The following is a 25,370-nucleotide window of genomic DNA, read 5'->3' as shown; positions in this document are numbered from 1 at the left end:
GGCGTCGCAGATGGCGACCGTGAGGGACGTGACGTACGACATCCTGCGCCAGAACGGGTTGACGACCATTTTCGGCAACCCGGGCTCCAACGAGCTTCCGTTTCTCGACCGCATGCCGGCCGACTTTCGCTACATTCTCGGGCTGCAGGAGGCGGTCGTCGCCGGCATGGCAGACGGCTACAGTCTGGTCACCGGCGAGCCGGTGTTCGTGAACCTGCATTCGGCGGCCGGAACCGGCAACGCGATGGGGGCGATAGCGAACGCCTGGTACTCGCACAGCCCGCTGGTCATCTCGGCGGGGCAGCAGGCGCGGTCGCTTGTCGGGCCCGAGGCGATGCTCTCGAACGTCGACGCCACGCAGCTGCCCCGTCCACTCGTCAAGGTGAGCCTGGAGCCGTCGCTCGCGACCGATGTGCCTCGCGCCATCTCGCAGGCCATCCACACCGCCACGGCCGCGCCTCGCGGGCCGGTATACGTCTCCATCCCGTGGGACGACTGGGCCGAAGACGCAGGGGAGTCGAGCGCGTTTCTCGCCTCCCGGGTCGTGGTGACAGCTGGCGCGCCATCTGCGCAGCAGCTCGCCGATATCGTCAGCCGCGTCGAGGCATCCGCTAACCCCGTGCTGATTCTCGGGGCGGATGTCGACGCGGCCGGTGCCGGGGCGCTCGCCGTGCAACTCGCCGAGAGACAACGGATGCCGGTCTGGGTCGCGCCGTCCGCATCCCGCTGTCCGTTCCCCACTCGCCACCCCTGCTTTCGGGGAGTGCTGCCCTCCTCGATCGCCGGATTGTCGGGTCGGCTGGCCGGGCACGATCTCATTCTCGTCATCGGTGCGCCGGTGTTCCGGTACCACCAGTTTCAGCCGGGACGGTACCTGCCGTCGGGCGCCGAGCTCATTCAGATCACCTCGGATGCGGGCGAGGCCGCCCGCGCCCCGATGGGGGACGCGCTGATAGCGGATGTTGGCTTTGCCCTGCAGGCGCTGGTCTCGAGCGTCTCCGTCTCCTCACGCGAGATGCCGCTTGCCCGGGCGCTGCCCGCACCGGCAGCTGTTTCTGCTTCCGCTTCTGCGGATGGCGCGCTGAGCCTTGAGGCGCTGTTCGACGTGGTCAACGAGGTGGCGCCGGAGGATGCGATCTACGTGCGTGAGGCCACGACCACGAACGAGGCGTTCTGGGATCGCATCGAGATGAAGCATCCTGGCAGCTACCTGTTTCCCGCGGCAGGCGGCCTCGGTTTCGGCATGCCGGCCACCGTGGGGGCCCAGCTGGCCAGCGCTCACCGCAGGGTGATCGGGATCATTGGCGACGGCAGCGCCAACTACGGCATCACCGCGCTGTGGACTGCGGCCCAGTACCGCATTCCGGCCATCTTCCTCATCGTGAAGAACGGCACATACGGTGGGCTGCGCTCGTTCGCGAAACAGCTCGGCGCCGACGACATTCCGGGCATGGATCTGCCGGGGCTGGACTTCTGCGCGCTCGCGAGCGGCTATGGCGTGCGCTCCAGCGTGGCGGACTCTGCTGCGGCTTTGCGGGAGTCGCTGGCTGCGGCGTTGGCCGCGGACACCCCGACTCTTATCGAGATTCCCATTCGGTCGACGCCCGCGAGCTAGCGCTTCTGGCCGGGGACGGGCATCCGCCTCGGCGCGTGGCGTTCACGGTCTGGGGCAGATAAGCCGTGTGGACGTGCGCTGGTCGGCGGTGCGCTGAATCTGGTGGGATGACATCGGGGCGTGACAGATTGGGCAGGCCGGGTCGGCCGGTCGCACCTCGGGCGCCTCGTCGTAGCCGGCACCCAACTGGGCGGGGCCCGTGAAGGTGCGCACGCCGCGGTTGAACGTCTCGTAGATGCGCCAGAATCGACCGGCCACGCGTGCCTCCTCATCAGTTGGTTGAAATTAGTTAGTACACTAATGATTAGCGTCAATAGTAACATCGCGTGGGAAGGGGGACGACATGGCGAATACCGGTGCGCAGTCGACCACCGCCGAGGTGGACATGCTCGCGATAGGCAATCAGGTCTGTTATGCCCTGGCGGTGGCCTCGCGCAGCGTGATCTCGATCTACCGGCCGATTCTGGAGCCGATGGGGCTCACGCATCCGCAGTATCTGGTGATGCTCGCGCTCTGGGAGCGCAGCCCTCGCTCGGTCAAAGACCTCGGCGCCGAACTGCAGCTGGAGCCGGCGACGCTCTCGCCGCTGCTGAAGCGGCTTGAATCCACCGGCTACGTGAGGCGCGAGCGCGACCCCGATGACGAGCGGATGCTGCGGGTCGAGTTGACGGCGAGCGGCCGCTCCCTGCGCGAGCAGGCGCTCACCGTTCCTCCCCGCATTGTGGAGCGACTGGGCATGAGCCTCGACGAGTTGGATGCGTTGCGCGGCGTGCTGCACCGCGTGATCGACGCCGCGACCCGCTGACGCCGTCATGCGGGTATTTGCGGGGCCTGCGCAGATGATATCCTCGTACGGTTGCCAAAAAGCGTGTGCAGATCATGCCGCGCGGCTTCGCCCCCTTAGCTCATTGGTAGAGCACTTCCTTGGTAAGGAAGAGGTAGTGGGTCCGATTCCCACAGGGGGCTCGACCAGCCGGATGTCGCGGCTGGCCGCGGCGGGGTAGCTCAGGTGGTTAGAGCACACGGCTCATAATCGTGGTGTCGCGGGTTCAAGTCCCGCCCCCGCTACGAAGCCCCTCGAAACTCTCGCCAGTTTCGGGGGGCTTTTCTGCGCGCCTTGGCCACTCTCCACCGGCCGAACTGGACGCAATTTGGACACGCTCGAAAATCGCGCTGCATCGTCGAGTTGGGTCGCAACGTCGTTGAGGTTATCGTTGCTACAAATCTCCCGATGGATAGTCCACAAATCTCCCGATAAAATAGGCATAAATCTCCCGCTAATAGTTCCACAAATCTCCCGATAAAGATCAGTAGCGGGGTAAAGTGACCGGAGAAAGCAAAGATGGGATCAAATCGTGGCAGCCATCAACAGCGACTACAGACCTCGAATTATCGACGCAGAGATTCAGGAAGCGCTCTCAACTCTCGGCGGAGTGCTCATCGAAGGTCCGCGGGCGAGCGGGAAAACAGCGACAGCCTTGGAGCACGGGAGCAGTTCGGTCCGCCTCGACACTGACGCGTCGGCACGCGCATTAGCTGGCGTTGAACCATCTCTATTGCTGGCCGGGGACACGCCTAGGGTGATCGACGAATGGCAGTTAGAGCCAGGTCTTTGGAATGCCGTTCGGCAAGAGATCGACAATCGCCGCGAGCCGGGCCAGTTCATTCTCACCGGCTCATCAGTGCCAGCAGACGACGTAACCCGGCATACGGGCGCGGGGCGAATCATGCGGCTGAAAATGCGCCCGATGAGTTTGTATGAATCGGGCCACTCGGATGGCTCTGTGTCGTTTAAAGCGCTCATGGAGGGCGAGCCGGCAAAAAGCGTGACAGCGGGCTTGTCGCTGAGTGACACCGTCGAACGTCTCTGTATTGGTGGGTGGCCGGGCTTCCAGGCGATGACTGCAGAGAACGCGGGTCGTGCAATGAGGTCGTACCTCGGTGATGTTGTGCGGGCCGACTTCCCGCGCGTCGATTCCACCAGGCGTGACCCGGCGAGGGTCCAGCGTCTATTGGGGACGCTGGCGCGAAACGTTGCAACGGAGGTTGCCGATTCCAAACTTGCCGCAGACGCGAGCATCGCCGGAGACTCGATGAAGGCGGAGACAGCCGCTGAATACGTGTCGACCCTGGAGCGGCTCATGCTGGTCGAGAACCAGGGCAGCTGGGCGACTCATCTGCGTTCTCGCGATGTTGTACGCAAATCGCCGAAGCGGCATTTTGTGGATCCGTCTCTCGCTGTTGCGGCACTTGGGGCGTCCCCAGCGATGTTGCTCAAGGATCTGAACACGTTGGGATTCCTCTTTGAGTCCCTGGTCATCCGCGATCTTCGTATCTTCGCGCAGGCACTAGACGGAACGATCAAGCACTATAGGGATGCCTCTGGTCTCGAGGTTGATGCCATCGTCACACTTCGGGATGGGTCTTGGGCGGCCATAGAAATCAAACTTGGTGACAACCGGGTCGACGAGGCGGCAGCTTCACTTCTCAGGTTCAACGAAAAGGTCGACACCTCAAAAGTGGGGAAGCCCAAATTCCTCGCCGTGATCACGACGACCAAATATGCATACCGACGTGACGACGGTGTAGACGTAGTTCCGCTCGGCGCGTTCGGTCCCTGAGCGTCGGGCCAGGCCATTTCCTCCTTAGTCGCGACTCGATGGTCAGGCACTGGCCGATTCGTCCAGCCGGCCGGGCCGAGACTGCAGCCTTCAGACTCAGATTGACACAGCGCGATTGAGTTTCCATTGTCAATCGACAATAATAGTTCAATGCAGTTGAGTGTCGCCGAGTTTGCTGAGGTCCGTGGGGTGTCTCGGCAGCGTGCGCTCGCGATGATCAAGTCAGGTCAGATCGTCGCTCAGCGTGTGGGTAGATCGTGGGTGATCGAGCAGGCCGAGGTGAATCAGCGGGTGGCGAATCGTCGACCTTTGAGTCCTAGGATGGCCGGGTTGCTCGTCAACGCGATGTCGGGCAATGAACCCGGTGGAATCGACGCTCAGGAGCGCTTCTTTCTCAGTAAGTACGTCGAGCGTCTTCGTAACAATGATGATCCGCTGCGGCTGCTCTATTCGTGGATGCGGGGTCGCCAGATCCGCGTTGTAGATGTTGCCGCGAACGTGGCTGACATCGCCGAGATCGCTGCGGACTCGAGAGTTGCGGCATCCGGTATCAGCGACCCGCGTGCAGGGCTCTCGGCCGCAGGCGAGTTCGAGGGCTACATCGCGGCTGCCGATCTGGATGGATTCTTACGCGACAATCTGCTGGTTGAGTCCGTGTCACCGAATATCCGTCTTCGTGTCGTCGCGAAGCGGCCCCCCGAGCCTGTCGGTCTGGGGCTGGTCATTGCGGACCTTGTTGACTGGAATCGCCCGCGTGAGGATGGCCGCGCGCTCGAGCTATTGAAGGGCATCGAATGGCGCCGCTAGGGTCGCCGGCCATGACGGCGAAGCAGGTGGCGTCATGGCGCGGTAGCAGGGTTCCGCGGTGGCGGGCGAACTTCTCGCTGCGACTTTAGGCCTGCTCGTTGGACTGGGTTCCAGAAAGTACCATGTTCCGTGTTGCGCGGAACGGTACGAACTACGGAACAAGCAATTTTGTCGATCGCTTCATGCGGTACCTGCGGACGGTAACGCCCCTCGGCATAGCTGACCGAGTTGCCCTCTTGCCCGGTCGGGCGCTAGGCGGCGCGCATCCCCCGGGAAATCGCGACATGTTTCGTCGAGCTCGGCGTTCAGGTGAAGGGTGACCGCTCTCGGGAATCACCGTGCGAAGTGTTATGTCTCAGGACTTCTCTGACAGTTGTGGACCAATAGATCTCTGACGCTTCGGCGGTATTGGGTCCAGACAGTTGCCCTCTAATAAGCAATGCGACGCGACGGAATATCGCCTCACGTTCGGCCGACATCCGGGTTGCCGCCGCAGCCTGAATTCGTTGCAGACGCGCAAACGGGCCGGCAACAAGGGCGGGCAATCGCCAAGATCGGGGCTGACACGAAACGCTCCTCGTGTCACCATATATTGACGCGATCCAACTGTCCTGTCCCTGATCAACAGTGGTTGTCCGTTGGAGATTGATCGTGGAGGAGAGTTGATGACTTTTCGTGATCTGCACTTCGAGGACGAGCCGCTACTGCTGCCGAATGCGTGGGATGTTGGTTCGGCGCTCGCTTTCGCGGCAGCCGGATTTGCGGCAGTCGGCACAACGAGTTTCGGGGTGAACGCGTCGATCGGACGCCCCGATGCAGAGGGAGGGAGCCGCGAAGCCACCGTCGCCCTGTTAGCGAGGCTTCACGCGCTTCCTGTGTATCTCTCCGCCGACATCGAGGACGGGTACAGTGACGACCCCGCGGCGGTCGCAGCCCTGGTTGCCGGTCTCGACGTTGACGGTGTAAACATCGAGGACTCTGCTGGCGGAAGGCTCGTCGACCCCACGTTTCCCGCGTCGAAGATCACTGCGATCAAGAAGACCAGCCCTGAGGTGTTCGTCAACGCCCGGGTCGACTCTTTCTGGTTTCATGAGGACGACACCGTTGACGCTGTTGTCGACCGGGCGAAGGCCTATGCCGACGCGGGTGCAGATTGCATTTTTGTTCCTGGTGCGGCCGACCCGAAGACACTGGAGCAACTGACCGCATCGATACCGCTTCCGGTCAACGTGTTAGTCGTGCCAGGCCCGAGCCTTGCTGATTTGAAGGACCTCGGCGTGCGGCGCGTCAGCACAGGGTCTCTGCCTTACCGTGTCGCGATCGACGCTGCAGTTCACGTCGCTACTGCCGTGCAGAACGGGCGTCCGATGCCGACCGCGACCTCCTATGCGGAATCGCAGCAGCGGCTCCTCGACTTCGCGCACCGCGCCGCCGAGGAGCGATAGGTCGCCTACAGCCTCGAAGAAGACTCATCGAGCGAGAGCGAAATTGGCACGTCGTGTCCGGCATCCGCCTTTCGCATGCGATGGCGATATGCATGCAGTGACCGCACTCTACCGGGGCAGAGGAAGAACTGAAGTGCCGAATCGCGCGCTAGCCTTACACGCATGCTGAAGCAGGTTGTGGGTTCTTTACTGGTGCACGAGAGCGAGTTGCGCCAGAGCAACTCCGTGGTCGCCAGCGCAAACGACGCCGGGAGGTAGTGAGTGATGGCCACATCGTCGGGCGAAGATCGTGGGGCTTTACGCCGGTTCCACGCGAAGTTCATCGTTGAGGCGCGAGAGGTGCCTGCGTCCTCCAGACGCAACCTCTACCTCATCGCCGGCGTGCTCGCCGTGGTCGGGCTGGTCGCATTCTTAGTCATCCTGGATTCGGTGCGCGAAAGCGACGGGCTCTCAGCGATCGACAGGCCGGTTCAAGGCTGGCTGGAGGGCATGCGCTCGCCGGCATTGACGGGCGTCATGGCGGTGCTGGCCATGGTCTTCGGGCCCGTTGCCATGCCGGTCATCATTCTGGTCACAACACTGTGGTGGGGCTTCGCGGCGAGGCATGCCTGGCGACCGCTGCTGCTGGCTGGGGGCATGATCGTTGGCGTCGCTATCGTGCAGATCCTTGCACCCGTGATCGGCCGGGAGAGGCCACCGATCGACGCGATGCTGCTGGATGTGGATCACACTCCGTCATTCCCTTCCGGGCATGTGATGGGCGCGACCGACTTTCTCCTCATCGTGACGTTCCTGGTGTTTTCGCGCCGCCAGAATCCGGTGTCGGCCGTGGTCGCATTCGTCGTGGCTGCCGCTCTCGTGACAGCCATAGCCGCATGCCGGGTCTATCTGGGCTACCACTGGCCGACCGACGTGCTGGCATCCATCTCGCTCTCGCTCATCGTCTTCGGCAGCGTGATAGCCGTCGACACCTGGCGCACTGTTCGCGTCGGGCCGCCCGCCGCGCTGGAATGAGTGGCGATCAGAGGCGGGCGAGGCGGGCGCGGAAGAACGCGTAGATGCCGTAGGCGAGCCATCCAACCCCGATGGCGATGAGCACGACCATGCCGAACGGCAAACTCACAAACGACCTGAGTGCGCCGTCCAGCCCGGTCGTCTTGCTCGCATCGTGTGTTGCGGCCCCGACGAGAAACAGCACCCCGACGGCGCCGAGGGCGACCCCACGAGCCACGTATCCGATAACGCCGAGGATGCTTATCGCGCGGCCTGTCGGGCCGGACGGCACGCGGATGTCCCGCTCGAAGCGCTTGCTGACGCCCTTGAAGACCATGTAGCCGGCGATGCCGAGTAGAACGATGCCTATCGCAACGACAACGAACACACCGCCCGGGGCACGCAGCAGGGTTCCCCCGATTTGGCTGGTCGATTGCGCCGAACTGTCCGTGCCTCCCCGCGCGAAGGTGAAGGCGGTGAATGCAAGAACGAGATAGATGACGCCTTTGGCAAGGTTCTGCACGATGTGCGCGGCCCGTGACCGCTTGCCCTGCCAGGAACGGTCGGCAAAGGCACTGAGCAGCAGCCACAGGCCGAGGGCGGCGAAACCGATGGTGGCGCACCACAGCAGCAGTTGGCCGCCGGGAGCCCGGGTGAGCTGGGAGAGCGCGCCGGACTGGTCGGCCTCCGTGCCGCCGCCCGTACCGGTAGCCAGTGCGATGGCGATGAATCCGATGATGAGGTGGAGAAGACCGCTCGCCACGAAGCCCGCGCGCGCGAGCACGTGCATCACGGTGCTGTTCTTGGCCGAGCGTGCCGCCCGCCCCGCTGGAGTGCTCATCGCGCTTAGCATAGCCGCGCCGCTCCGCTTACGATCGATGAATGGCGGAGAAAATTAGTGACGTCGTCAACAGCGATGCTCCCGGTGAAGTGCGGATTGCCCGGCTGTGGTGGGTTGTCTCGGCTGTTGGGGCACTCCTTCTCGTCATTCTTCTCGCGGCGGTGATCTTCTACCGTGAGGCCGACAAGCCGTTCGGCTTCGAGGTCGAGTGGATGGGCGAGCTCGTTGAGGCGCGCGCCCCGGTGTGGACCATACCGGCGCTGGTGTTCAACTGGGTCGGCGGCGGCATCAGTTCAATCGTCATCGTGCCGCTCGCGATAATCGGCGGACTGCTTCTCTGGCGGCGCCCGTGGGCAGCCCTGTACTACGCGATAGCGACCATTGTCAGCGCGACCGTTGTGGTGATCATCAAGAACATTGTCGGGCGCCCGCGACCGACCGACATCCTCGTGCAACCCGACTTTGGATCGTTCCCTTCCGGCCACAGCGCGAATGCGGCGCTCATTGCGACCACGCTCGGCATCATTTTCTGGCGAACCTGGGTGTGGGTGACGGGCACCGTGTACACCCTCCTGATGATGCTCAGCCGCACCTATCTTGGCGCCCACTGGATCTCGGACACCATCGGCGGCATGCTCGTTGGTGTCGGCATCGCCGTCATCATCTGGGCTCCACTCGCCCTGCGGCTCTATCGCGAGCGACGATTGCCGCACTCGCCGATCTGGGTGAAGCTCGAGACGCATCCGATAAAACCGGATGCGGGAGGCAACGCCGAGCAATGATCGTATGGTGGGTGCATGCGCGCTGCCATAATCTACAACCCGGTCAAGGTCGAGTTGGATGCTCTCACAAACGCCGTCGCTGAGGCCGAGAAACGCCATGGCTGGGATGCGTCGCTGTGGATCGAGACGACCGAGGAAGATCCCGGCGCCGGTCAGGCGGGCGAGGCCATCGAGACGTCTGCCGATGTCGTGATCGCCGCCGGGGGCGACGGCACCGTTCGGGCAGTCGGAGAGGGTCTGCGAGGCTCGGGCATCCCTCTCGCTCTCCTTCCTTCCGGAACGGGAAACCTGCTGGCCCGCAATCTCGAGCTGCAACTGGATGACCTCGAGACTGGCCTCGAGACGGCTTTCTCCGGTACCGACAAGCCGATCGACGTGGGCATCATCGACCTTCGACGCCCGGATTCGTCGGTGGATCGCCGCGCATTCGCGGTCATGGCGGGGCTGGGAATCGATGCCCAGATGATCGAGAACTCCGATGACGCCCTGAAGAAACGCGCGGGCTGGCTCGCCTACGTGACTTCGATCGCCAAGTCACTTCGCGATGGTAACGAGCTTCATGTTCGGTACCGCCTGAACTCGGGTGCACCTCACCGGGCGACGGTGCACACCTTCATCGTGGGCAACTGCGGGTCGCTCCCCGCCAACATGGTGCTCATGCCTGACGCCAAAATCGACGACGGTCTGCTCGATATCGTGATGCTGCGGCCGGAAGGCGCGCTGGGATGGCTGCGCATCTGGCTGCGCGTGGCCTGGGAGAACGGCATCCTTCGGCGCACCCGCACGGGTCGACGACTTCTCGGTGAGACGAAGCCGATCCGGCCGCTCAGGTATGAGACGAGCGAGAGCCTTGACGCGACATTCGGGCGGCCGGAGAAGATCGAACTCGACGGGGATGCTTTCGGCGAGGTGACCGCGATTCGAGTGAGCCTCGAGCGTGGAGGCCTGCTCGTGCGCATACCGCGCGAACAGCCGGCCGCTGGCTCGGAGGTGAACGCGGGATAATAGTCAGATGACGGCAGAGCGGCTCGATGAAGACCCCGGCGGTGGAGCCCGCTCGGTGATAGATCGAGCCTTCGCCATCATCGGCACGTTTCAGGGCGGCCGGGTGCGGCAGTCCCTGTCGGATATCAGTCGCCACACCGGCTTGCCGATTGCCACGTGCTATCGAATCGTTCAGCGGCTCAATGAGTGGGGCGCCCTCGAGCGCGACAGCGAAGGTAAATATCGCATCGGCCTGCGCCTGTGGGAGGTGGCCTCCCTCGCCCCGCGATCGGTGGGGCTGCAGCGCATTGCGCGCCCCTACCTGCAAGACCTTTATGAGACGACCGGATACGCCGCACACCTGGCGATTCGTGAGGGGCTCGAGTTGGTCTCGATCGAGAGATTCCAGAGCCCACGCCAGGTGCCCAGACGGCCCCGCACCGGCCACCGGTACCCGCTGCATGTGACGGCCATCGCGCAGGTTCTGCTCGCCCACGCACCCGAGGAGGTGCAGGAGGAGGTGTTGTCGGGTGAGCTGCGGGCGACAACGGAATATACCTATACCCAACGCGACGTACTCGAACGGGTGCTCGCCGACATCCGCAGCCGGGGTTATGCGATCAGCGATCGCCAGGCGGATCTCGTTCACGTTGGTGTCGCCGCACCGATCTTCGCGCCGGATAAAACGGTCGTTGCTGCCCTGTCACTGGCGCTCACGCGTGACGATGTCGATGAGAAGAACATGATTCACCTGGTGCGCATCGCCGCCAACGGCATCTCCCGCGCGCTGCGGGAGAGCGGTCACGCGAGTGTGGTCATCTACGATTCTCCCTCGACGTAACGGCGTGCGGTCGCTGGGCGCGACCGTCGCGTGCTTCCGCCCAATGGAAGGCTCCGGCATCCGGTCTTCCGGCGGGTGAAACCCGGTACGAGATACGGAAGAGCCGCGTGCTTAGCTGAATCCACTCACAGAGCCTCGCCTCGCGAGTGCCCCGCAGCGTTCAGCACGATTGGAGACGGATGATGTCTGACACGATGGAAAGTCCAGAAGCCGTGGATAATGCGCTTCAACAGTTCCGCGACATGCTCGCCTCAGACGGTTACCTGCTCAACTGGTCGGCCGTCGGCAACGACCGCGTGATCGTGAAGATCGAGGCCGGTGCGGATGCCTGCGCCGATTGCCTCGTGCCCCAGCCCGTGATGGAGGCGATCATGACCGCGGCGCTCGAACCGACGCCGTACACGCTCGACCACGTCGAGCTGCCCGCGGGCGGGCACTAGGCCGCAAAGCGTCGGGACCCGGCCGCGTCGGCTCAGACCGCGACGCGATCCGCCGCCAGATCGGTGCCGAGGTAGCCGCCGTCTGACTTCAGACGCTGCTGCAGAACGGCGATGTCCACGTCGCCAGCGCTGCTCGCCCGCGCGAGGGCGAGATCCGCGGCGGTTCCGGCTGCCTGGCCCATCACGAAGCAGGGACCGGTGACGCGAGCCGACGACTGTCCGCCCTGCGTCATGGATGCGCAGCGCCCCGTGACGAGCAGATTGTTCATCGTGACCGGAACCATCATGCGATACGGCAGCTGGTTGAATCCGCGACTATCGGCGGCGTGATGAAAGCGGAACGCGACGTCACCGCTGACGTGCGCCTCGACGGGCCAGCCGTTCACCCCGATGGAGTCGTCGAAGTCCACCGCGTTCAGAACATCGTCTTCGGTCAGCTGATACCGACCGTGCACTCGTCGCGTCTCACGGATGCCGATCTGGGGAGCGATGTCTACCACGTACGAGTCGGCGAAGCCCGGCGTGCGCGAACGAATGAACTCGAAGGTATCGCGCACCTGCTGCCGCCCCTGGATCTCGCCGTGCGTCAGCTGGTGCACATCGGTGCCGTCCACCGCGGAGCCGTCGTCGTTGCTGAGCTGGGTGAGGTTGGAGCGCCATTCAATCGGGTTGCGCTGCGGGCGCACTATCGGTTTCTTGCGCGGAAAACTATGGGTGCCCGCGGCCTCGGCCTCCTCCATGAGTCGGCGCACGGTGCGCCAGGCATCTCCCGCTTCGACGGGATCGACGCCGTTGATGCGGAACATCAGCGAGGGATACAGCAGATCGGGCGAGCGATCGAACGGCACGCCGGCCCACGCCGCTACGTCGCCGTCGCCCGAGCCGTCGATGAAGAAGCGCCCGCGAATGGCCGCGCGCCCCGATTTGGACTCGACGATGACCGCGTCGATCGTGTCGTCATCGGCCTTGGTGATGCCGACCGCCATTGCATGGAACAGCATCGTGCCGCCGCCGGCGAGCACGAGTTCGTCGGCGGCGATCTTGTAGGCCGAGATATCGAAGGCTATCGCCATGATGCGATCTTCAATGGTCAGGTGCGGATCGTTCAGCCCATTCAGCGCAACCAGACGATCGAGCAGCTCGTCGGCGTAACCGTGCACGACGAGCCGGTCCTCGCCGTGCACGCGTGCGTGCAGCCCGCAGAACGTACTCAGCCCGCCCATCGTGCCAGCGCCGCCGAGAAATCCGTACCTCTCTATCAGGATGGTGGATCGCCCGGCGCGTGAGGCAGCGGTGGCCGCCATCAGGCCGGCGGGGCCGCCTCCGATCACCACCACGTCGTACTCGCCGATCACCGGGACCTCAGCGGGGGGAAGGTGCAGACTCGCGCGGCTCATCGGGCGGCTGCCGACTCGCAGAGGCGCACCGGGCGCGAGCACAGCACGGCGCCGCAGGCGAGCGGCTGCACCAGTTCGCGGTACTGGTCGAGCATTCCGCCGCCGGTGTCGGCATCCGCCGGCGGTTCATACGGCGCACGGGTGGCGAGCACTTCGGGGTCGACCAGCAGGTCGAGCTGGCCGCTGGCCAGGTCGATGTCGATGATGTCGTCGTCGATGACCCGGCCCAGTGCACTGCCGGACGATGCGGCCTCGGGCGACACCTCGCCCACCGTCATTCCCTGATTCACCAACCCACTGAACTGGCCGTCGGTGACCAGGGCGACGCTCTGGGCGAGGCCTCGCGCGTGCAGGGCGAAGATGAATGCGGATGTCATGCCCATGCCGGGTGCACCGGAGACCCCGATGCCACGGATGACCGCGACGTCGCCCTCGCGCACCTTGCCGCTGGAGATGCCCTCGATGGCCTCCTCGCGGGTACCGAAAACGCGGGCCGGCCCCGTGAAACGGCGCGGTCCCGGGTCGGGAACGGGGCGCTTGGCGACGGCTCCCCCCGGGGCGAGACTTCCGCGCAGAACAACGATGGCGGGATCGGTGCCGAACGGATCGGTGATCGGCTTGATGATCGTTCCGTCCGCGGGAGCGGCATCCGCTGCATTCTCGGCAATGGTGCGCCCGGTGACGGTGAGTTGCTCGCCGTCGAGCAGGGGCAGCAGCTCACGCAGGATGGTCGCGCCGCCGCCGGCGTCTTCCAGGTCTTCGATGAGCCAGGGCCCGTTCGGACGGATCGCGCAGAGCAACGGGGTATTCCGCCCGAACTCCCGGAACGTCTCCCACACGTTGACCGAGAGGCCGGTCTCGACGGCGATGGCCTGCAGGTGCTTGATCGTGTTGATCGACCCGCCCACCGCGAGCATGACGCGCACGGCGTTCTGAATCGATCCGTTGGTGATGATGTCGCGTGGGCGAATGTCGCGCTCGATGAGGTCGGCTATCGCCGTGACCGAATTGCGCACGGTCTGCCACATGCGCTCGCCGTTTGCGCGGGTGGGGGCCGCGCCGGGCAAGGCCATTCCGAGGGCCTCTGCGGCCATGTGCATCGAGTTCGCCGTTGCGAGGCCCGCGCAGACGCCCGGCCCCTGGATGGCCTCATCGGCCATGCGCAGCAGATCGTCGTCGTGTTCACCTGTCACCACCTGCTTCGAGGCGAGAAGGAAGACCTCCTCGACATCGGAGTCGCCGCCCGCGGCGAGCCCGCTGTGCTGGTACCCGCACGGAATGATGATGGTCGGAATGTTGAGACGACCCGCCGCCATCAGGTGCCCCGGGGTGGTCTTGTCGCACGAACTGAGGCAGATCATCGCGTCGAGGCGGGCGCCCTCGACCACGGCCTCGATGTCGTTCGCGATGAGATCTCGGCTCGGCAGGATGTATCTGCCCGCCCGCCCCGCGCTCGTCACGAAGTCAGAGGGTGCCGTCGTGCGAATCTCGAACGGCAGGATGCCGGCGGCCCGCAGCTCCTCCTTGAGCACCGGCACAATGTCATCGAGGTGCGCATAGCAGGCGGCGAGGTCTGAGGAGGTGTTGACTATCGCGACCTTGGGCTTGGAGAGATCACTCGCCGGGATGCCGAGGGCCGCCCACTGTGCGCGTCGGGCAATGCCCAACGCTGACTCTGCCGGAAAATTACTGCGCAGCTCGACCATCTCGCTCCTCGTTCCGTCGTTGGAAGTGGCTTGATGGGAGTGTATGAATTGCCACAGGCCGGTTTCAACGTGTTGACCGCATAGTGGAAGACGGATATTGACGGGCGGCGTGCACCGGTGGGGCTATCCTGAGACGCGTGACTCACGAGGCGACGCGGGCCGAATCTGACGGCACCCGCACCTCCTTCCGACTCTCTGCCTCGTGGCTTGTCGCGGTGACGCTGCGCCGCACACGGGCACAGTGGCGGCTGCTCATTGCCGTGGTCGCCGTGGCTGTGCTCTCGAGCACGCTCATCGTGAGCCTGGGCCTGCTCGTGACGGCGACCGAACAGGGCGGTGTCCGTGGCGCGCTCGCGGCAGTGCCGAGTGCGCAGAGCATGCTTGAGGTGCGCATTCTCAGCCCTCACGGCGCCATAGCGAACAGCCGGGCCAATGCGACGAAGGCGATTGAGACGGTGCTCGGTCCGGCGGCCACGGCCACCTCGGCAGGCATCGCGCTCTCGAAATTGTCCGATGTTCCCGCGCTGTCGACGCCGCAGTTGCCCGCGCTCGCATACTTCGGCGAGATCGACGATATCGAGTCGCACGCCACACTGAGCGCTGGAGTGTGGGCCCGGAAGGCCGCTCCGGGCTCTCCGATTCAGGTGGCGCTGCCCGCCGCCGCCGCGAAGAGACTCGCCCTGGCGGTCGGCGATACGGTCACCGTGAACGCAGGCTCGGCTCCGGTGACGGTGAAGATCGTCGGCCTCTACGCGGCGAAGGCCCCGCACGGGCACTACTGGTCACGGGACACCCTCAGCGGAGCCGGAAGCGATCCCGCCTTTCCGAAACCGGGCGTCAGCTTCTACGTTCCGACCAATGCTTTCGGTCCGCTGGTGATGGCATCCGGCGGCCTCGCGGCGGGCTCGATCCCCGCGTCGTTTCTCGACATCGAGTATCTGCCGCACTTCGACCGCGCGACGGTCGATGAGCTGGGGTCCCTTCAGCATCGGCTCGCCTCCGTCGACAACATCGTCACCAGTCACATCGGCACCTCGGCCGGCGGCGTATACGTCGCCTCCGCGGTGGCGGATGCCGTCGGTGCGGTCGCCACCGGCCTGGCCGTCACCCGCTCCACCGTCGTGGTCGTGAGCCTTTTGCTCGTCGTTCTGGCCATCGCGGCCATGGCCCAGACGGCACGCCTGTTCACCGACGCGCGGGCGGGGGAGCGTCGGCTCATGAGTTCGCGCGGCGCCTCCCGGGCTCACATCCTTGGCCTGGCGACACTCGAGGCGGGTTTGATCGGCGCCGTCACCGTGGCGGCCAGCCCCCTGCTCGCGATGCTCGTCTACCGTCTTCTCGCGGCGCTGCCGCCGATGGTGGCCGCCGGCATGCCCGCCGAGGCAGGCCTGCCCGCGTTCAGCTGGGCAACGGCGGGCGCTATAGCGATAGTGCTCGTGGGGGTGCTTGTGGCACCACTGCTGCGGCGCTCGCGCACCTTCGTCGAGGGCGAGCAGGCAAAGGGGCGCCAGGGCGCGGCATCCGGAATGATGCGTTCGGGGCTCGATCTGGTGCTCGTCGTGCTGGCCGCGGTGGCATTCTGGCAGCTGCAGCAGTACCGTTCGCCGGTCAGCGCCGACGGCTCGCTGACCGTCGACCCCGTTCTGGCAGCCGGGCCTGCGCTCGTTCTGGTGGCCGCGACCCTCGTGTGCATGCGGCTCATCCCTGCCGCCTCCCGGCTGATCGAGCGTCTCGGCGCACGCGCCCGCGGCATCGGCGTTTCGCTGGCTGCCTGGGAGATCGGACGTCGGGCCCAGCGCGCGACGGCAGCGGTATTGCTTCTGAGTCTGACCCTCGCCGTCGGCGTCTTCGGCATCTCCTTTCTCTCCACCTGGCGGCAGGCGCAGGTGGATCAGGCCTCGCTCGCCGTAGGCCCCCCGGTGCGCGTGCCGGCCGTCGCCGGTGCGGCGAGCACGCAGGAATCGGTGCTCGCGCACGGCGCCGTGGCGCAGCCGCAGCCGGTAATGCGTCGCAGCGGGCACCTGGTCTCCGGCGACGATTCCCAGACGGATGCCTCGGGCGGCGCTCCCACGCAGATTCTGGCGTTGACACCCTCGGCCCGGCGACTGCTCGACCGTGGTCGACTCAGCGACGAGGGCGGCTCGAGCATCATGAGCGGCCTGAGCAGCACGGCGAAGGCGTCGGGCGGTGTGACACTGCCGGGCGACGTGCGCGGCGTGACGGCGACGGTGCAGATCGGCGACGAGGCCAATGCGCTCCCCGGCGTCGCGGCCGAGGTAAGCGCGATGGTCGAGAACGCCGAGGGCTTGCTGAGCACCATCGGCCTCGGGCGGGTGCCCGTCGATGGCCGCGCTCATGAGGTGCGCGGGCTCATGCCGAGGGCGCCGGGTGACACGCAGGCGACGCGAGGGGTGCGCATCGTCGGCCTGCAGGCATCCGTGGTTGTGGTCACGCCCGAGAACTACCGGGCCGCCGCGACGCCGGTTGCGGCGAATATTCTCGTGGGCGGCCTGGCGGTGCTGCACCCCGACCCCGCGCAGCAGAAGGCCGAGGTCGGCGATGATCCGGTCGACCCGACCTTCGTCTCCGAGCCGGTGAGCGTGCCCGCGGGTGTGCAGTGGCACGCCCTCAGCACGGAGGATCCCCGTTCCCAGGCGTCGACGCCGAGCGTTCCCCACGGCTGGCAGCTGAGTGTTCCCGCAGTCATTCCGCGCACCATTGATTCCGCTCCGCAGAGCTACGCCGTGGTGGGCTGGATGCCCGAGCTCACGGTTCCCGCGGTCGTCACCGACGCGCTCGCCGAGCGACTGAACATCTCGTCCGGAACGCTGATGAGCCTGCGCATTCAGGGTGTCTCGGTCACCGTCAGCGTGGCCGGCACGACGCCGTTGGTTCCGGGGGCGGCCGGCGCTGCGGATCTGTCGGCCGTGTCATCCGCAGCCGTGTCACCCAGCGACACGGTGGTGCTCGATCAGTCCCTGCTGGCCCGCGCCCTGGCCGAGGCCGGAGTGACCGGCGCGATGGTAGACGAATGGTGGGTGGACGTGCCCGCGGGCACGGCGCAGGCATACCTCGACGCGCTGCACCTGCCGGCCGGCAGCGCGCCGGCGGTCAGCGCCGAGACCCTCGCCCTGCAGCTGCAGCAGTCACCGCTTCGGGTGGCGACACAGGCCGCACTATGGCTCGCGATTCTCGCAAGCGCCCTGCTGGCGGCAATTGGTTTCGCGGTACACAGCACCGCAACGCTGCGGGCGCGCCGACTCGAGCTCGCCCAGTTGCGGGCGCTGGGGTTCTCGCGCCGCGGGCTTGTCGGCCTGGTGGCGACGGAATCGGCCCTGATGTGCCTGCTCGGCACCGTATTCGGCCTGGCCATCGGTCTTCTACTCGTGGTGCTGGTCGGCCCGCTCGTGGCGGTCTCGCCCAGCGGTGTCGCGCCGGTGCCCGCCGTCGTGGTGCGCGTCGAGTGGCCGGGAATCGCCCTGCTGGTGGCGACGGTGGCGGTCGTGCTCGCGCTTGTCGTGCTCTTCGTCGCCCGGGTTCAGCGCTTCGTCGAACCCGCCGAGCTTCTGCGCGCGGGAGGTGAGCCCTGATGCGCTCACTCTTCGCTGCCGCCGGCGTGCTGGTGCGCCGGCGTGCGCGCCGCGACCTCGCGCTACTCATCGGCTGGATTCTGCTCGTCTGCTTCACGGTGCTGCTCACGGCCGGGGTTCCGGGCGTACTCATCGGCACGGTCGACCAGGGCGCCCGGCAGGCGGTGTCTGCGGCCGGTTCGCGCGCGGACGTTCTGGTGCAGGCATCCGTGGGGCAGCCCGGCACCCCCCTGCGATACGCGAGCCCCGAGCAGGTGATCGAGCTGGCGCGCGACATCCCGAGCCGTCTCCCGTCCGCGATGAAACAGGTCTTTGCGGCCTCCAGCGTTGAGGTGCTGAGCCCCCGACTCGAGACGTCGCTGGCGACTGGAGATGCGCCACCCACGCATCGCACGGTGCAACTGGGAATGCTCACGCCCGACTCGGTGCACCTGCCGCTCGTCACGGGCCGCATGCCTGAAGACGCGAGCGCGAGCGCCGGCTCCGCCATCGAGGTAGTCGTCTCTGCGGCCGAGGCGCGGGCTGCGGCGCAGGCTGCGGCGCAGGCTGCGGGGGCGAAGACATCGCCCGTCGGTCTGGGCAGCGTGTTCGAGGCGCCCCTCCCGCCCTCCGAGCCCGGCGGAGCGGCCGGCGTGCGGCGCTTCATCGTCGTGGGCATTCTCGCCGCGCCAGACGGCGTCGCGGCCGGCGGTCCCTCGCGTGACTCACTCACGCTGTTCGCCACTGCCGAGGGAATCGGGCGCTCCGAGGCACTCTTCATCGAACCGCTGGATGCGACCATCCGGCTGCGGCTGGATCCGAGCGCGTTCACGAACGCACTCGAGGCGCGCGTCTCCGACGAGGTGGCCGGGCTTCCGGCAGACACGGCGAGGCTCGCGGGCGACTCCACGGTGGCGCTGCGCGTCAATTCCGAGTTCGTCGATGCGCTCTCGGACTACCCGCGCCAGGCGCGGGCTGCCGTCGCGCAGATGTCGCTCATGGTAGCGGGGGTGCTCGGCGCTGCGGCCACGGTCATCCTGCTCTTCTCCCGACTGCTCGTTGTGCGCAGGGCGGGCGAGCTTGCGCTGGAACGTGCGCGGGGGGCATCGCTGGCCTCAATGGCGATTCGCGCCGCGGTGGAGTCCGTGCTCGCCACGATTGTCGGCGGGGCGCTTGGACTCGGCTTGGCCGCGCTACTCTTTGCCGGCGACAGGCCGGATGCGTTCATGCTCGGCGTGGTGCTGCTGATCGCGGTTCTCGCGACACCGCTGCAGTCGGTCATGCTGGCGCGCGGTCTCTGGCGCGGGCGGCGCGAGCCGGCCAACCGGCAGGACCGAGCCAAGGTTCGGGCACGCGCCGCGAGCCGGCGCCTCGTCATCGAGCTGGGTGTGGTCGCGCTCGCGGCCGGCGCACTCGTCTCGCTGCGCGGTCGAGGGCTGTTGGAGACCAGTACGGATGCCGTGGATCCACTGCTGCTCGCGGCCCCCCTCCTGCTCGCCCTCGTCATCAGTCTCGTCGTGTTGCGCTTGTACCCAGGGGTCATGCGCGCGGTGGCGGCGCTGGGGCGCCGTTCCCGGGGCGCGCTGGGGATTCTCGGTGCCGCACGGGCGGGCGGTGGCCTCGCGGTGCTGCCCTTGCTGGCCCTGACGCTCTCCGTGGCCCTGGCGGTGGGCGGCGGTCTGCTCATCGACACGGTGCGCTCCGGCCAAGAGCAGGCATCCTGGCAGCGCATCGGAGCAGAGGTGCGGGTCGAGGCGCCGGTGACCCCGAACGAGGTCGCCCGGGTTGCCCACGCGAGCGGAGTGACCGCGGCCGGATCGGCATACGTGGCCAAGCGGGTGGACGTTCGGGCCGGCCCGAGTCTGGCGATCGGCGCCCTTCTCGCGGTGGACGGCGGATACGCCGATGTGCTCGCGAGCGCCGCGAAGGCATCGAAAACGGTGCCCGCACCCGAGTTGGGCGGCCTGCGCAAGTTGGGCGCGGCATCCGCATCGCAACCGCTGCCCGCGGTGGTCGACTCCGAGTTGGCCTCCCAGCTCGTGTCGACGAAGCTCGTCGTGCATGTCGGTGACAGTGACATACCACTGAAGCTGGTGGGTGTCGTGGATGCCGCACCCGACGGCTATCTGGACGGCCCGTATCTCTATGTGGACCTGCAGGCACTCTCGGCGCGCATGCCCGAGCCGCTCACCGCGAACAGTCTGCTGGCGATGGGCCCGGGCGCGCCGCGAGCGGCCGCGATGCTCGACGTTGACCGAAGCGACATTCACACGCGCGTCGACTGGCTGAAGGAACGCCGCCACTTCGCGCTTGTGACAGGGGTCGGTGACGTGATGCTGCTCTCGGTCGGCGCCGTCGCGCTGCTCGCGGTGATGGCACTGGTGGCGAGCGTTATCGCCGGTACCCGAAGTCGGGTGCGTGCGTTGTCGCTGCTGCGCACCCTCGGAGTGGGGAGGGGAGCGACCCGATGGCTCGCCTTGGCCGACGTCGCTCCCGTGGTTCTCGCGGCCGTCGTCGGTGGCATCATCGCCGGTATCGGCACCGTCATGGCTCTGGGGCCGTCGCTCGGCCTGGATGTGCTCGCCGGAGGGCTGGATACCCCGACGTTGCGCATCTCGCCCGCGGTAATAGCGGCCGTCGTCGGCGGCACCGCGGTGCTGCTTGTGCTGGCCATGCTGGCCGAGTTCGTGATTCATCGGCGTGATCGCCTGAGTGAGGTTCTACGGGTTGGAGAGACGGTATGACGAAGTCGACGACGATGGATGCGCCGAGCGGGATGCCGACGGCAAACCCCGAATACGGGGCGAATGCGCTGATTGTGTGCGACAACGTCGTGCGCATCTACCAGGTGGGCCAGATCGAGGTGCAGGCGCTACAGGGCCTCGACCTGCTCGTCGATCCCGGCGAGATGATCGCGATCATCGGGGCATCCGGCTCGGGAAAATCGACGCTGCTGAACGTGCTCTCCGGGCTCGATGTTCCCACCGCTGGCCGGGCGCACGTGGCGGGGAGGGACCTGTTGCGCATGTCTGCGGCCGAGCGGCTGGACTACCGCAGGCACGTCGTGGGTTTCATCTGGCAGCAAACGTCGCGAAACCTGCTGCCCTATCTGACCGCGGCAGAGAACGTCGCGCTTCCGATGTCGTTCGCCGGTGTGCGGGCGAACGACCGGCGTGCGCGCACGGCAGGCCTTCTCGACGCGATGGGCATGGGCGCCAAGGCGAACCGCCGCCCCGGCGAACTCTCCGGTGGCGAACAGCAGCGTGTGGCGATAGCCGTGGCGCTGGCCAACCGCCCGCGCGTTCTGTTTGCCGACGAGCCGACCGGCGAGTTGGACAGTGCGACCGGCAACGAGGTGTTCGCCGCGTTGCGTGCGGCGAACACCGAGCTCGGCACGACCGTCGTGATAGTCACGCACGACGCGGAGGTCTCCGGTCAGGTGCAGCGCACGGTGGCGATCCGCGACGGCCGCACTTCCTCTGAGACGCTCCGACGCACCCTGCTCGACGAGACCGGCGCCTCCTCGTTGGTCGCCGAGGAATTCGCGGTGCTCGACCGGGCGGGGCGGCTGCAGCTTCCCGCCGACTTTCGTGCCTCGCTCGGCCTCAAGCATCGTGTGCGGCTTGAGCTCGAGTCGGATCACGTGGGAGTCTGGCCGGGCGAGAGCGAGAAGAAGGCAGAGAACAAGCAGGGCGGTGAGCGATGATGGCGGATGCGTTGGCACAGGCATCCGGCGCCGCGGCGACATTTTCGGGGGCGGCCGCGGTCGACGGTGACCCGGTTGTCGTGGTGGAGAATCTGAGTCGCAGCTATGCCTCCGCCGCCGGCGAGGTGCATGCGCTGAGAGACGTCTCCTTCACCGTGCCGCGTGGTGCTCTCGTGGTTCTTGTGGGCCGAAGCGGATCGGGCAAGACCACACTGCTCAATTGCATCGGCGGCCTGGATGCGCCGAGTTCGGGCCGGGTGAGCGTGAACGGAATCGAGGTCAGCGCCCTCGACGAGCGTGCACGCACGGCGTTGCGCCGCGATGAGCTGGCGTTCGTCTTTCAGACCTTCGGGCTGCTGCCGATGCTGTCGGCGGCTGAGAACGTGGGCCTGCCGCTGCGGCTGCGCAGGGTCGATGCCGCCGAACGCGAGCGGCGGGTAGCTGACCTGCTCGACCTCGTCGGTCTCTCGGCCCATGCGGCGCAGCGACCGGCGGAGCTTTCGGGCGGCCAACAGCAGCGGGTGGCTATAGCGCGATCCCTGGCCAACTCGCCACGCCTGCTGATAGCCGACGAGCCAACGGGGCAGCTGGATGCCGACACCGGCGCCGCGATCATGCAGCTGTTGATCTCGCTGGTGCGTTCCGAAGGGATGACCCTTCTTGTCTCGACCCACGACCCGAAGCTGCAGGCCCTGGCCGACATCACCGTGCGCCTGGCCGACGGCAGGGTGGTCTCTTGAGCGCAGGTGATACCATTTCGTGCATTCGGGCCCACGCCACCTGAGCGGGCCTTTGATGCTCTGACGAGGTGATCTGCGCAATGACGACGGTCGGTTACGTCTGGGTCGACCCGCTTGAGCACAGCTCGGAATTTCAGCGTGATCTGCTGCGCAAGCATGGGGTCGAACGCGTCTTCGAGGACATCAGCCCCAACAGCTCAACGCCGACCCGTCCGCAACTCACCGAGGCTCTCGATTCCATCGCGGCGGGTGACACTCTGGTCGTGTGGCGGCTCGACCGCCTGGGCAGCACGCTGTCGAATGTGCTGTCGCTTCTGGAACTGCTGGGGCGTCGTGGCGTCGGCGTCGCATCCATCGTCGAGGAGCTGGACACCTCGGGAGACGACGGCAAGGCATTGCTGACCATCGTGCACGCGTTCACCCAGCTCGAGCGCAACCTCGTGCGCGAGCGCACCATGGTGGGCGTCTACGCGGCGCGGGCACGCGGGCGCGTCGGTGGTCGGCCGAGGGCGCTTTCGCAGACCAACGTTGAGCGCGTGCTGCTCTTGCGGGAGCAAGGCGCGACGGTTCGGGAGATCGCCCAGGAACTCGGCACGTCCCGGGCGACGATCTACCGTGTTCTCGAAGAAGAGAACAGCGAGAAATCGGCGGATGACGGCCAGAGAACGATCTCAGCAGCCGCCTCGCCCTCCGCGCAAGCTTTCATGCCGTTGATCGAGTAGCGGGGCATGCTCTTCAGGATGGAATTGATCAAAAGTGATCACTTTCTGACGATCCGTTTGTAGCATGGGGCTGTGATTGCAGCGCAGCGACGTCAGTTGATCCTCGAATCCGTGCGCGCGGATGGGGCTGTCGCCATCACGTCCCTGGCCAGGCGCCTCGAGACATCCGCCGTCACGGTGCGTCGTGATCTCGACTACCTCGACTCGGCCGGGCTGCTCACGCGCACGCATGGCGGGGCGATTGCCGGGCCACCGTCACGCGAATCCCCATATGCCGAGAAGGCCGGCCAGGCCATGAGCGAGAAGCGGGCCATCGGGCTGTTGGCGGCGGGCCTTGTGCACGATGGTGACGTCATCATCGTGGGTCCGGGCACGACAACGGAGGCGCTCGCCGGGCAGCTCCACGATCGCACGGGGCTCACCATCATCACGAACTCGCTTCCCGTTGCCGAGGCGTTCGTCGGCTCGGTCGAGAACCAGGTGATCATGACCGGGGGCACCCTTCGTGCGCCGATTCTGGCGCTCGTCGGGGAGACGACCAACCGCACGTTGCGGGGCATCCACGCCGACAGCACCTTCCTCTCCGGCAACGGCCTTGTCGCCGATTTCGGACTCTCGACGCCCAACCTGACGGTGGCGGATGCGGACCGGGCCATGGCGGCGGCAGGCAACCGCGTCGTGGTGCTGGCCGACCACACGAAGGTCGGCATCCGCTCGGCGATTCAAACCGTCGCAACCGAGTCGATAGCGCATCTGGTGACGGATGCCGCGGCCCCCGCCGAACAGCTCGACGCCTTCTCTGCCCGGGGTGTGATGGTGCATATTGCGCCCGCCGCTGGACTTTTGGACACGATTTAGCAACAATCTGTTGAGGCGGAGTTTCTTTTCTGAATTCCGTTGCTATGTTTTGAGCGTTTCGGTGCTTGCCGAATTGCTCCTCACCGCATCAACAAGGAAGTTGGTTCTTCATGAACACCAAACGCACATCGCGCTACCTGCTCGGGGTAGCCGCGTCGGTTGCCGTTCTCGGCCTCGCCCTCACCGGGTGCACCAACACCGGTACATCGACCGGCAAGACCAGCAACTCGGCCGACACGGCGCAGAAGGTCAAGCAGTCCAACGGTCCCACCTGCAGTCTCGCCGATTACAAGGGCGAGAAGATCGATCTGAAGAATGCTGTCGTCGGCTTCTCCCAGTCGGAGAAGGAAGACAACCCGTTCCGCATTGCGGAGACCCAGTCGATCACCGACGAGGCCGCGAAGATCGGCGTGAAGAAGTTCATTCACACCAATGCGCAGTCGACGCTCTCCAAGCAGATCTCAGACATCCAGGACCTCATCGCCCAGGGCGCGCAGGTGCTCATCGTCGCCCCGCTCAACTCGGATGGCCTCGAGCCGGCGCTTAAGGCGGCTCGTGACAAGAACATTCCGGTGCTCACGGTGGACCGCAAGCTCAACGCCACGGCCTGCACCGACTATGTCTCCTTTCTCGGATCGAACTTTGTGGAGCAGGGCAAGCGTGCCGCGGACCAGCTCATCAAGGGCACAGATTCCAAAGGCAACGTGGCGATTCTGCTCGGCTCTTCCGGTAACGGTGTGACCACCGACCGCACCAAGGGCTTCGTGGACGAGATTGCCGCCAAGGCGCCCGACATCAAGATCGTCGCTCAGCAGACGGGTGACTTTGCCCGTGACAAGGGCCAGTCGGTCACCGAACAGCTGCTGCAGGCGCACCCCGACATCACGGCGATCTACGCCGAGAACGACGAGATGGGCCTCGGCGCACAGGCGGCCATCATCGCCGCAGGCAAGGCACCGGGCAAGGACATTCAGATCTACTCTGTCGATGGAACCAAGAATGCCGTCTCGCAGATCGTCGCCGGCGCATACAACGGTGTCGTCGAGTCGAACCCGCGTTTCGGACCGCTCGCCTTCGCCACGCTGAAGACCTTCCTCGCCGGTGACCCGGTGGGTCAGGACATCGTGATCGAAGACTCCGAGTACGATTCCTCCAACGCGGCAGCGAAGGTCGACTCCGCGTTCTAGCATCCTCGGTTCGGTGTGTCGGCGACCGCCGGGGGACGGTCGCCGGCACGCCGGCACTTCATCGACAACACAGTTCATCGGCCACGCCGTTCACGACCAGACCGTTCACGACTTGC

At 66.0% G+C, this 25,370-nt stretch carries 21 protein-coding genes and 2 tRNA genes; 19 read left to right on the top strand and 4 right to left on the bottom strand.

The features are described from left to right. The first annotated feature begins 10 nt into the window (after positions 1-10). Positions 11-1,615, top strand: coding sequence for a benzoylformate decarboxylase (gene mdlC / locus ASC63_RS02335; protein WP_055809395.1), 1,605 nt, complete (start codon positions 11-13; stop codon positions 1,613-1,615). 42 nt (positions 1,616-1,657) lie between these two features. Here mdlC and ASC63_RS02330 read toward each other — a convergent pair whose 3' ends face one another. Continuing rightward, positions 1,658-1,873 carry a hypothetical protein gene (locus tag ASC63_RS02330; protein ID WP_055809392.1) on the bottom strand — a complete coding sequence of 72 codons (216 nt, stop codon included), beginning with the start codon at positions 1,871-1,873 and terminating at the stop codon, positions 1,658-1,660. 85 nt (positions 1,874-1,958) lie between these two features. Here ASC63_RS02330 and ASC63_RS02325 point away from each other — a divergent pair, with 85 nt between their 5' ends. The 7 genes from ASC63_RS02325 to ASC63_RS02295 all read left to right on the top strand — a co-directional run bounded on the left by ASC63_RS02325 (position 1,959) and on the right by ASC63_RS02295 (position 7,502). After that, positions 1,959-2,420: a MarR family winged helix-turn-helix transcriptional regulator gene (locus tag ASC63_RS02325; RefSeq protein WP_055809389.1), complete on the top strand. Its 462-nt coding sequence runs from the start codon at positions 1,959-1,961 to the stop codon at positions 2,418-2,420. A gap of 89 nt (positions 2,421-2,509) precedes the next feature. Further along, positions 2,510-2,581 (top strand) — tRNA-Thr (locus ASC63_RS02320). Positions 2,582-2,609: 28 nt separating this feature from the next. Further along, positions 2,610-2,683: transfer RNA gene (locus tag ASC63_RS02315), tRNA-Met, on the top strand. Between the two features lie 287 nt (positions 2,684-2,970). After that, on the top strand, positions 2,971-4,236 hold the full coding sequence (locus ASC63_RS02310; RefSeq protein WP_055809385.1) for an ATP-binding protein: 1,266 nt from the start codon (positions 2,971-2,973) through the stop codon (positions 4,234-4,236). Positions 4,237-4,392: 156 nt separating this feature from the next. Continuing rightward, the gene (locus ASC63_RS02305) at positions 4,393-5,043 is read left to right on the top strand and encodes a helix-turn-helix domain-containing protein (RefSeq protein WP_235491735.1); all 651 of its coding nucleotides are present in this window, start codon (positions 4,393-4,395) and stop codon (positions 5,041-5,043) included. A gap of 665 nt (positions 5,044-5,708) precedes the next feature. After that, positions 5,709-6,488 (top strand): isocitrate lyase/PEP mutase family protein, encoded by a 780-nt coding sequence (locus ASC63_RS02300; RefSeq protein ID WP_055809379.1) that lies wholly within the window; start codon positions 5,709-5,711, stop codon positions 6,486-6,488. Positions 6,489-6,827: 339 nt separating this feature from the next. Next, positions 6,828-7,502: a phosphatase PAP2 family protein gene (locus tag ASC63_RS02295; RefSeq protein WP_235491734.1), complete on the top strand. Its 675-nt coding sequence runs from the start codon at positions 6,828-6,830 to the stop codon at positions 7,500-7,502. Positions 7,503-7,509: 7 nt separating this feature from the next. On the opposite strand, the gene ASC63_RS02290 is transcribed toward ASC63_RS02295, so the two are convergent. After that, positions 7,510-8,322, bottom strand: a complete 813-nt coding sequence (locus tag ASC63_RS02290; RefSeq protein ID WP_235491733.1) for a DUF1206 domain-containing protein — start codon at positions 8,320-8,322, stop codon at positions 7,510-7,512. Positions 8,323-8,363: 41 nt separating this feature from the next. Between ASC63_RS02290 and ASC63_RS02285 the strand changes: the two genes are divergently transcribed. The 4 genes from ASC63_RS02285 to ASC63_RS02270 all read left to right on the top strand — a co-directional run bounded on the left by ASC63_RS02285 (position 8,364) and on the right by ASC63_RS02270 (position 11,369). Continuing rightward, entirely contained in the window at positions 8,364-9,104 is a 741-nt protein-coding gene (locus ASC63_RS02285) for a phosphatase PAP2 family protein (protein WP_055809373.1), read from the top strand. A gap of 15 nt (positions 9,105-9,119) precedes the next feature. Next, positions 9,120-10,109, top strand: coding sequence for a diacylglycerol/lipid kinase family protein (locus tag ASC63_RS02280; protein ID WP_055809371.1), 990 nt, complete (start codon positions 9,120-9,122; stop codon positions 10,107-10,109). 7 nt (positions 10,110-10,116) lie between these two features. Further along, positions 10,117-10,929, top strand: coding sequence for an IclR family transcriptional regulator (locus ASC63_RS02275; protein ID WP_055809368.1), 813 nt, complete (start codon positions 10,117-10,119; stop codon positions 10,927-10,929). 194 nt (positions 10,930-11,123) lie between these two features. Further along, complete coding sequence (locus tag ASC63_RS02270; protein WP_162242864.1) at positions 11,124-11,369, top strand: hypothetical protein; 246 nt, start codon at positions 11,124-11,126, stop codon at positions 11,367-11,369. Positions 11,370-11,401: 32 nt separating this feature from the next. On the opposite strand, the gene ASC63_RS02265 is transcribed toward ASC63_RS02270, so the two are convergent. Then, on the bottom strand, positions 11,402-12,766 hold the full coding sequence (locus ASC63_RS02265) for an FAD-dependent oxidoreductase (RefSeq protein WP_055814679.1): 1,365 nt from the start codon (positions 12,764-12,766) through the stop codon (positions 11,402-11,404). Then, positions 12,763-14,472: a dihydroxy-acid dehydratase domain-containing protein gene (locus tag ASC63_RS02260; protein ID WP_055809362.1), complete on the bottom strand. Its 1,710-nt coding sequence runs from the start codon at positions 14,470-14,472 to the stop codon at positions 12,763-12,765. The genes ASC63_RS02265 and ASC63_RS02260 overlap by 4 nt, the downstream gene beginning before the upstream one ends. Positions 14,473-14,609: 137 nt before the next feature. Here ASC63_RS02260 and ASC63_RS02255 point away from each other — a divergent pair, with 137 nt between their 5' ends. The 7 genes from ASC63_RS02255 (at position 14,610) to ASC63_RS02225 (ending at position 25,254) form a co-directional block, all read left to right on the top strand. Further along, positions 14,610-18,062, top strand: coding sequence for an FtsX-like permease family protein (locus ASC63_RS02255; RefSeq protein ID WP_055809359.1), 3,453 nt, complete (start codon positions 14,610-14,612; stop codon positions 18,060-18,062). Next, the gene (locus ASC63_RS02250) at positions 18,062-20,785 is read left to right on the top strand and encodes an FtsX-like permease family protein (RefSeq protein ID WP_055809356.1); all 2,724 of its coding nucleotides are present in this window, start codon (positions 18,062-18,064) and stop codon (positions 20,783-20,785) included. Before ASC63_RS02255 ends, ASC63_RS02250 begins: the two co-directional genes overlap by 1 nt. Then, positions 20,782-21,747, top strand: a complete 966-nt coding sequence (locus ASC63_RS02245) for an ABC transporter ATP-binding protein (RefSeq protein WP_082487064.1) — start codon at positions 20,782-20,784, stop codon at positions 21,745-21,747. The genes ASC63_RS02250 and ASC63_RS02245 overlap by 4 nt, the downstream gene beginning before the upstream one ends. Continuing rightward, entirely contained in the window at positions 21,747-22,487 is a 741-nt protein-coding gene (locus tag ASC63_RS02240; protein WP_055809353.1) for an ABC transporter ATP-binding protein, read from the top strand. The genes ASC63_RS02245 and ASC63_RS02240 overlap by 1 nt, the downstream gene beginning before the upstream one ends. Positions 22,488-22,567: 80 nt before the next feature. Beyond that, on the top strand, positions 22,568-23,209 hold the full coding sequence (locus ASC63_RS02235) for a recombinase family protein (RefSeq protein ID WP_055809349.1): 642 nt from the start codon (positions 22,568-22,570) through the stop codon (positions 23,207-23,209). Positions 23,210-23,281: 72 nt separating this feature from the next. Further along, entirely contained in the window at positions 23,282-24,067 is a 786-nt protein-coding gene (locus ASC63_RS02230) for a DeoR/GlpR family DNA-binding transcription regulator (protein WP_055809346.1), read from the top strand. Positions 24,068-24,177: 110 nt separating this feature from the next. Beyond that, complete coding sequence (locus ASC63_RS02225) at positions 24,178-25,254, top strand: ABC transporter substrate-binding protein (RefSeq protein WP_055809343.1); 1,077 nt, start codon at positions 24,178-24,180, stop codon at positions 25,252-25,254. Positions 25,255-25,370 lie beyond the last annotated feature (116 nt).

The sequence above is a fragment of the Leifsonia sp. Root112D2 genome, from assembly GCF_001424905.1.
In the GTDB taxonomy this organism is placed as follows: Bacteria; Actinomycetota; Actinomycetes; order Actinomycetales; family Microbacteriaceae; genus Root112D2.
Note: the sequence above shows the minus strand (reverse complement) of the source record. Positions and strands in the feature narration are given on the sequence as shown.

Bases quoted from the DNA above. Each gene is read 5' to 3' on its own strand.
- mdlC (WP_055809395.1), top strand. From the start codon at position 11: ATGGCGACCGTGAGGGACGTGACGTACGACATCCTGCGCCAGAACGGG.
- ASC63_RS02325 (WP_055809389.1), top strand. From the start codon at position 1,959: ATGGCGAATACCGGTGCGCAGTCGACCACCGCCGAGGTGGACATGCTC.
- ASC63_RS02300 (WP_055809379.1), top strand. From the start codon at position 5,709: ATGACTTTTCGTGATCTGCACTTCGAGGACGAGCCGCTACTGCTGCCG.
- ASC63_RS02290 (WP_235491733.1), bottom strand. From the start codon at position 8,322: ATGAGCACTCCAGCGGGGCGGGCGGCACGCTCGGCCAAGAACAGCACC.
- ASC63_RS02285 (WP_055809373.1), top strand. From the start codon at position 8,364: ATGGCGGAGAAAATTAGTGACGTCGTCAACAGCGATGCTCCCGGTGAA.
- ASC63_RS02280 (WP_055809371.1), top strand. From the start codon at position 9,120: ATGCGCGCTGCCATAATCTACAACCCGGTCAAGGTCGAGTTGGATGCT.
- ASC63_RS02275 (WP_055809368.1), top strand. From the start codon at position 10,117: ATGACGGCAGAGCGGCTCGATGAAGACCCCGGCGGTGGAGCCCGCTCG.
- ASC63_RS02270 (WP_162242864.1), top strand. From the start codon at position 11,124: ATGGAAAGTCCAGAAGCCGTGGATAATGCGCTTCAACAGTTCCGCGAC.
- ASC63_RS02265 (WP_055814679.1), bottom strand. From the start codon at position 12,766: ATGAGCCGCGCGAGTCTGCACCTTCCCCCCGCTGAGGTCCCGGTGATC.
- ASC63_RS02260 (WP_055809362.1), bottom strand. From the start codon at position 14,472: ATGGTCGAGCTGCGCAGTAATTTTCCGGCAGAGTCAGCGTTGGGCATT.
- ASC63_RS02250 (WP_055809356.1), top strand. From the start codon at position 18,062: ATGCGCTCACTCTTCGCTGCCGCCGGCGTGCTGGTGCGCCGGCGTGCG.
- ASC63_RS02245 (WP_082487064.1), top strand. From the start codon at position 20,782: ATGACGAAGTCGACGACGATGGATGCGCCGAGCGGGATGCCGACGGCA.
- ASC63_RS02240 (WP_055809353.1), top strand. From the start codon at position 21,747: ATGGCGGATGCGTTGGCACAGGCATCCGGCGCCGCGGCGACATTTTCG.
- ASC63_RS02235 (WP_055809349.1), top strand. From the start codon at position 22,568: ATGACGACGGTCGGTTACGTCTGGGTCGACCCGCTTGAGCACAGCTCG.
- ASC63_RS02225 (WP_055809343.1), top strand. From the start codon at position 24,178: ATGAACACCAAACGCACATCGCGCTACCTGCTCGGGGTAGCCGCGTCG.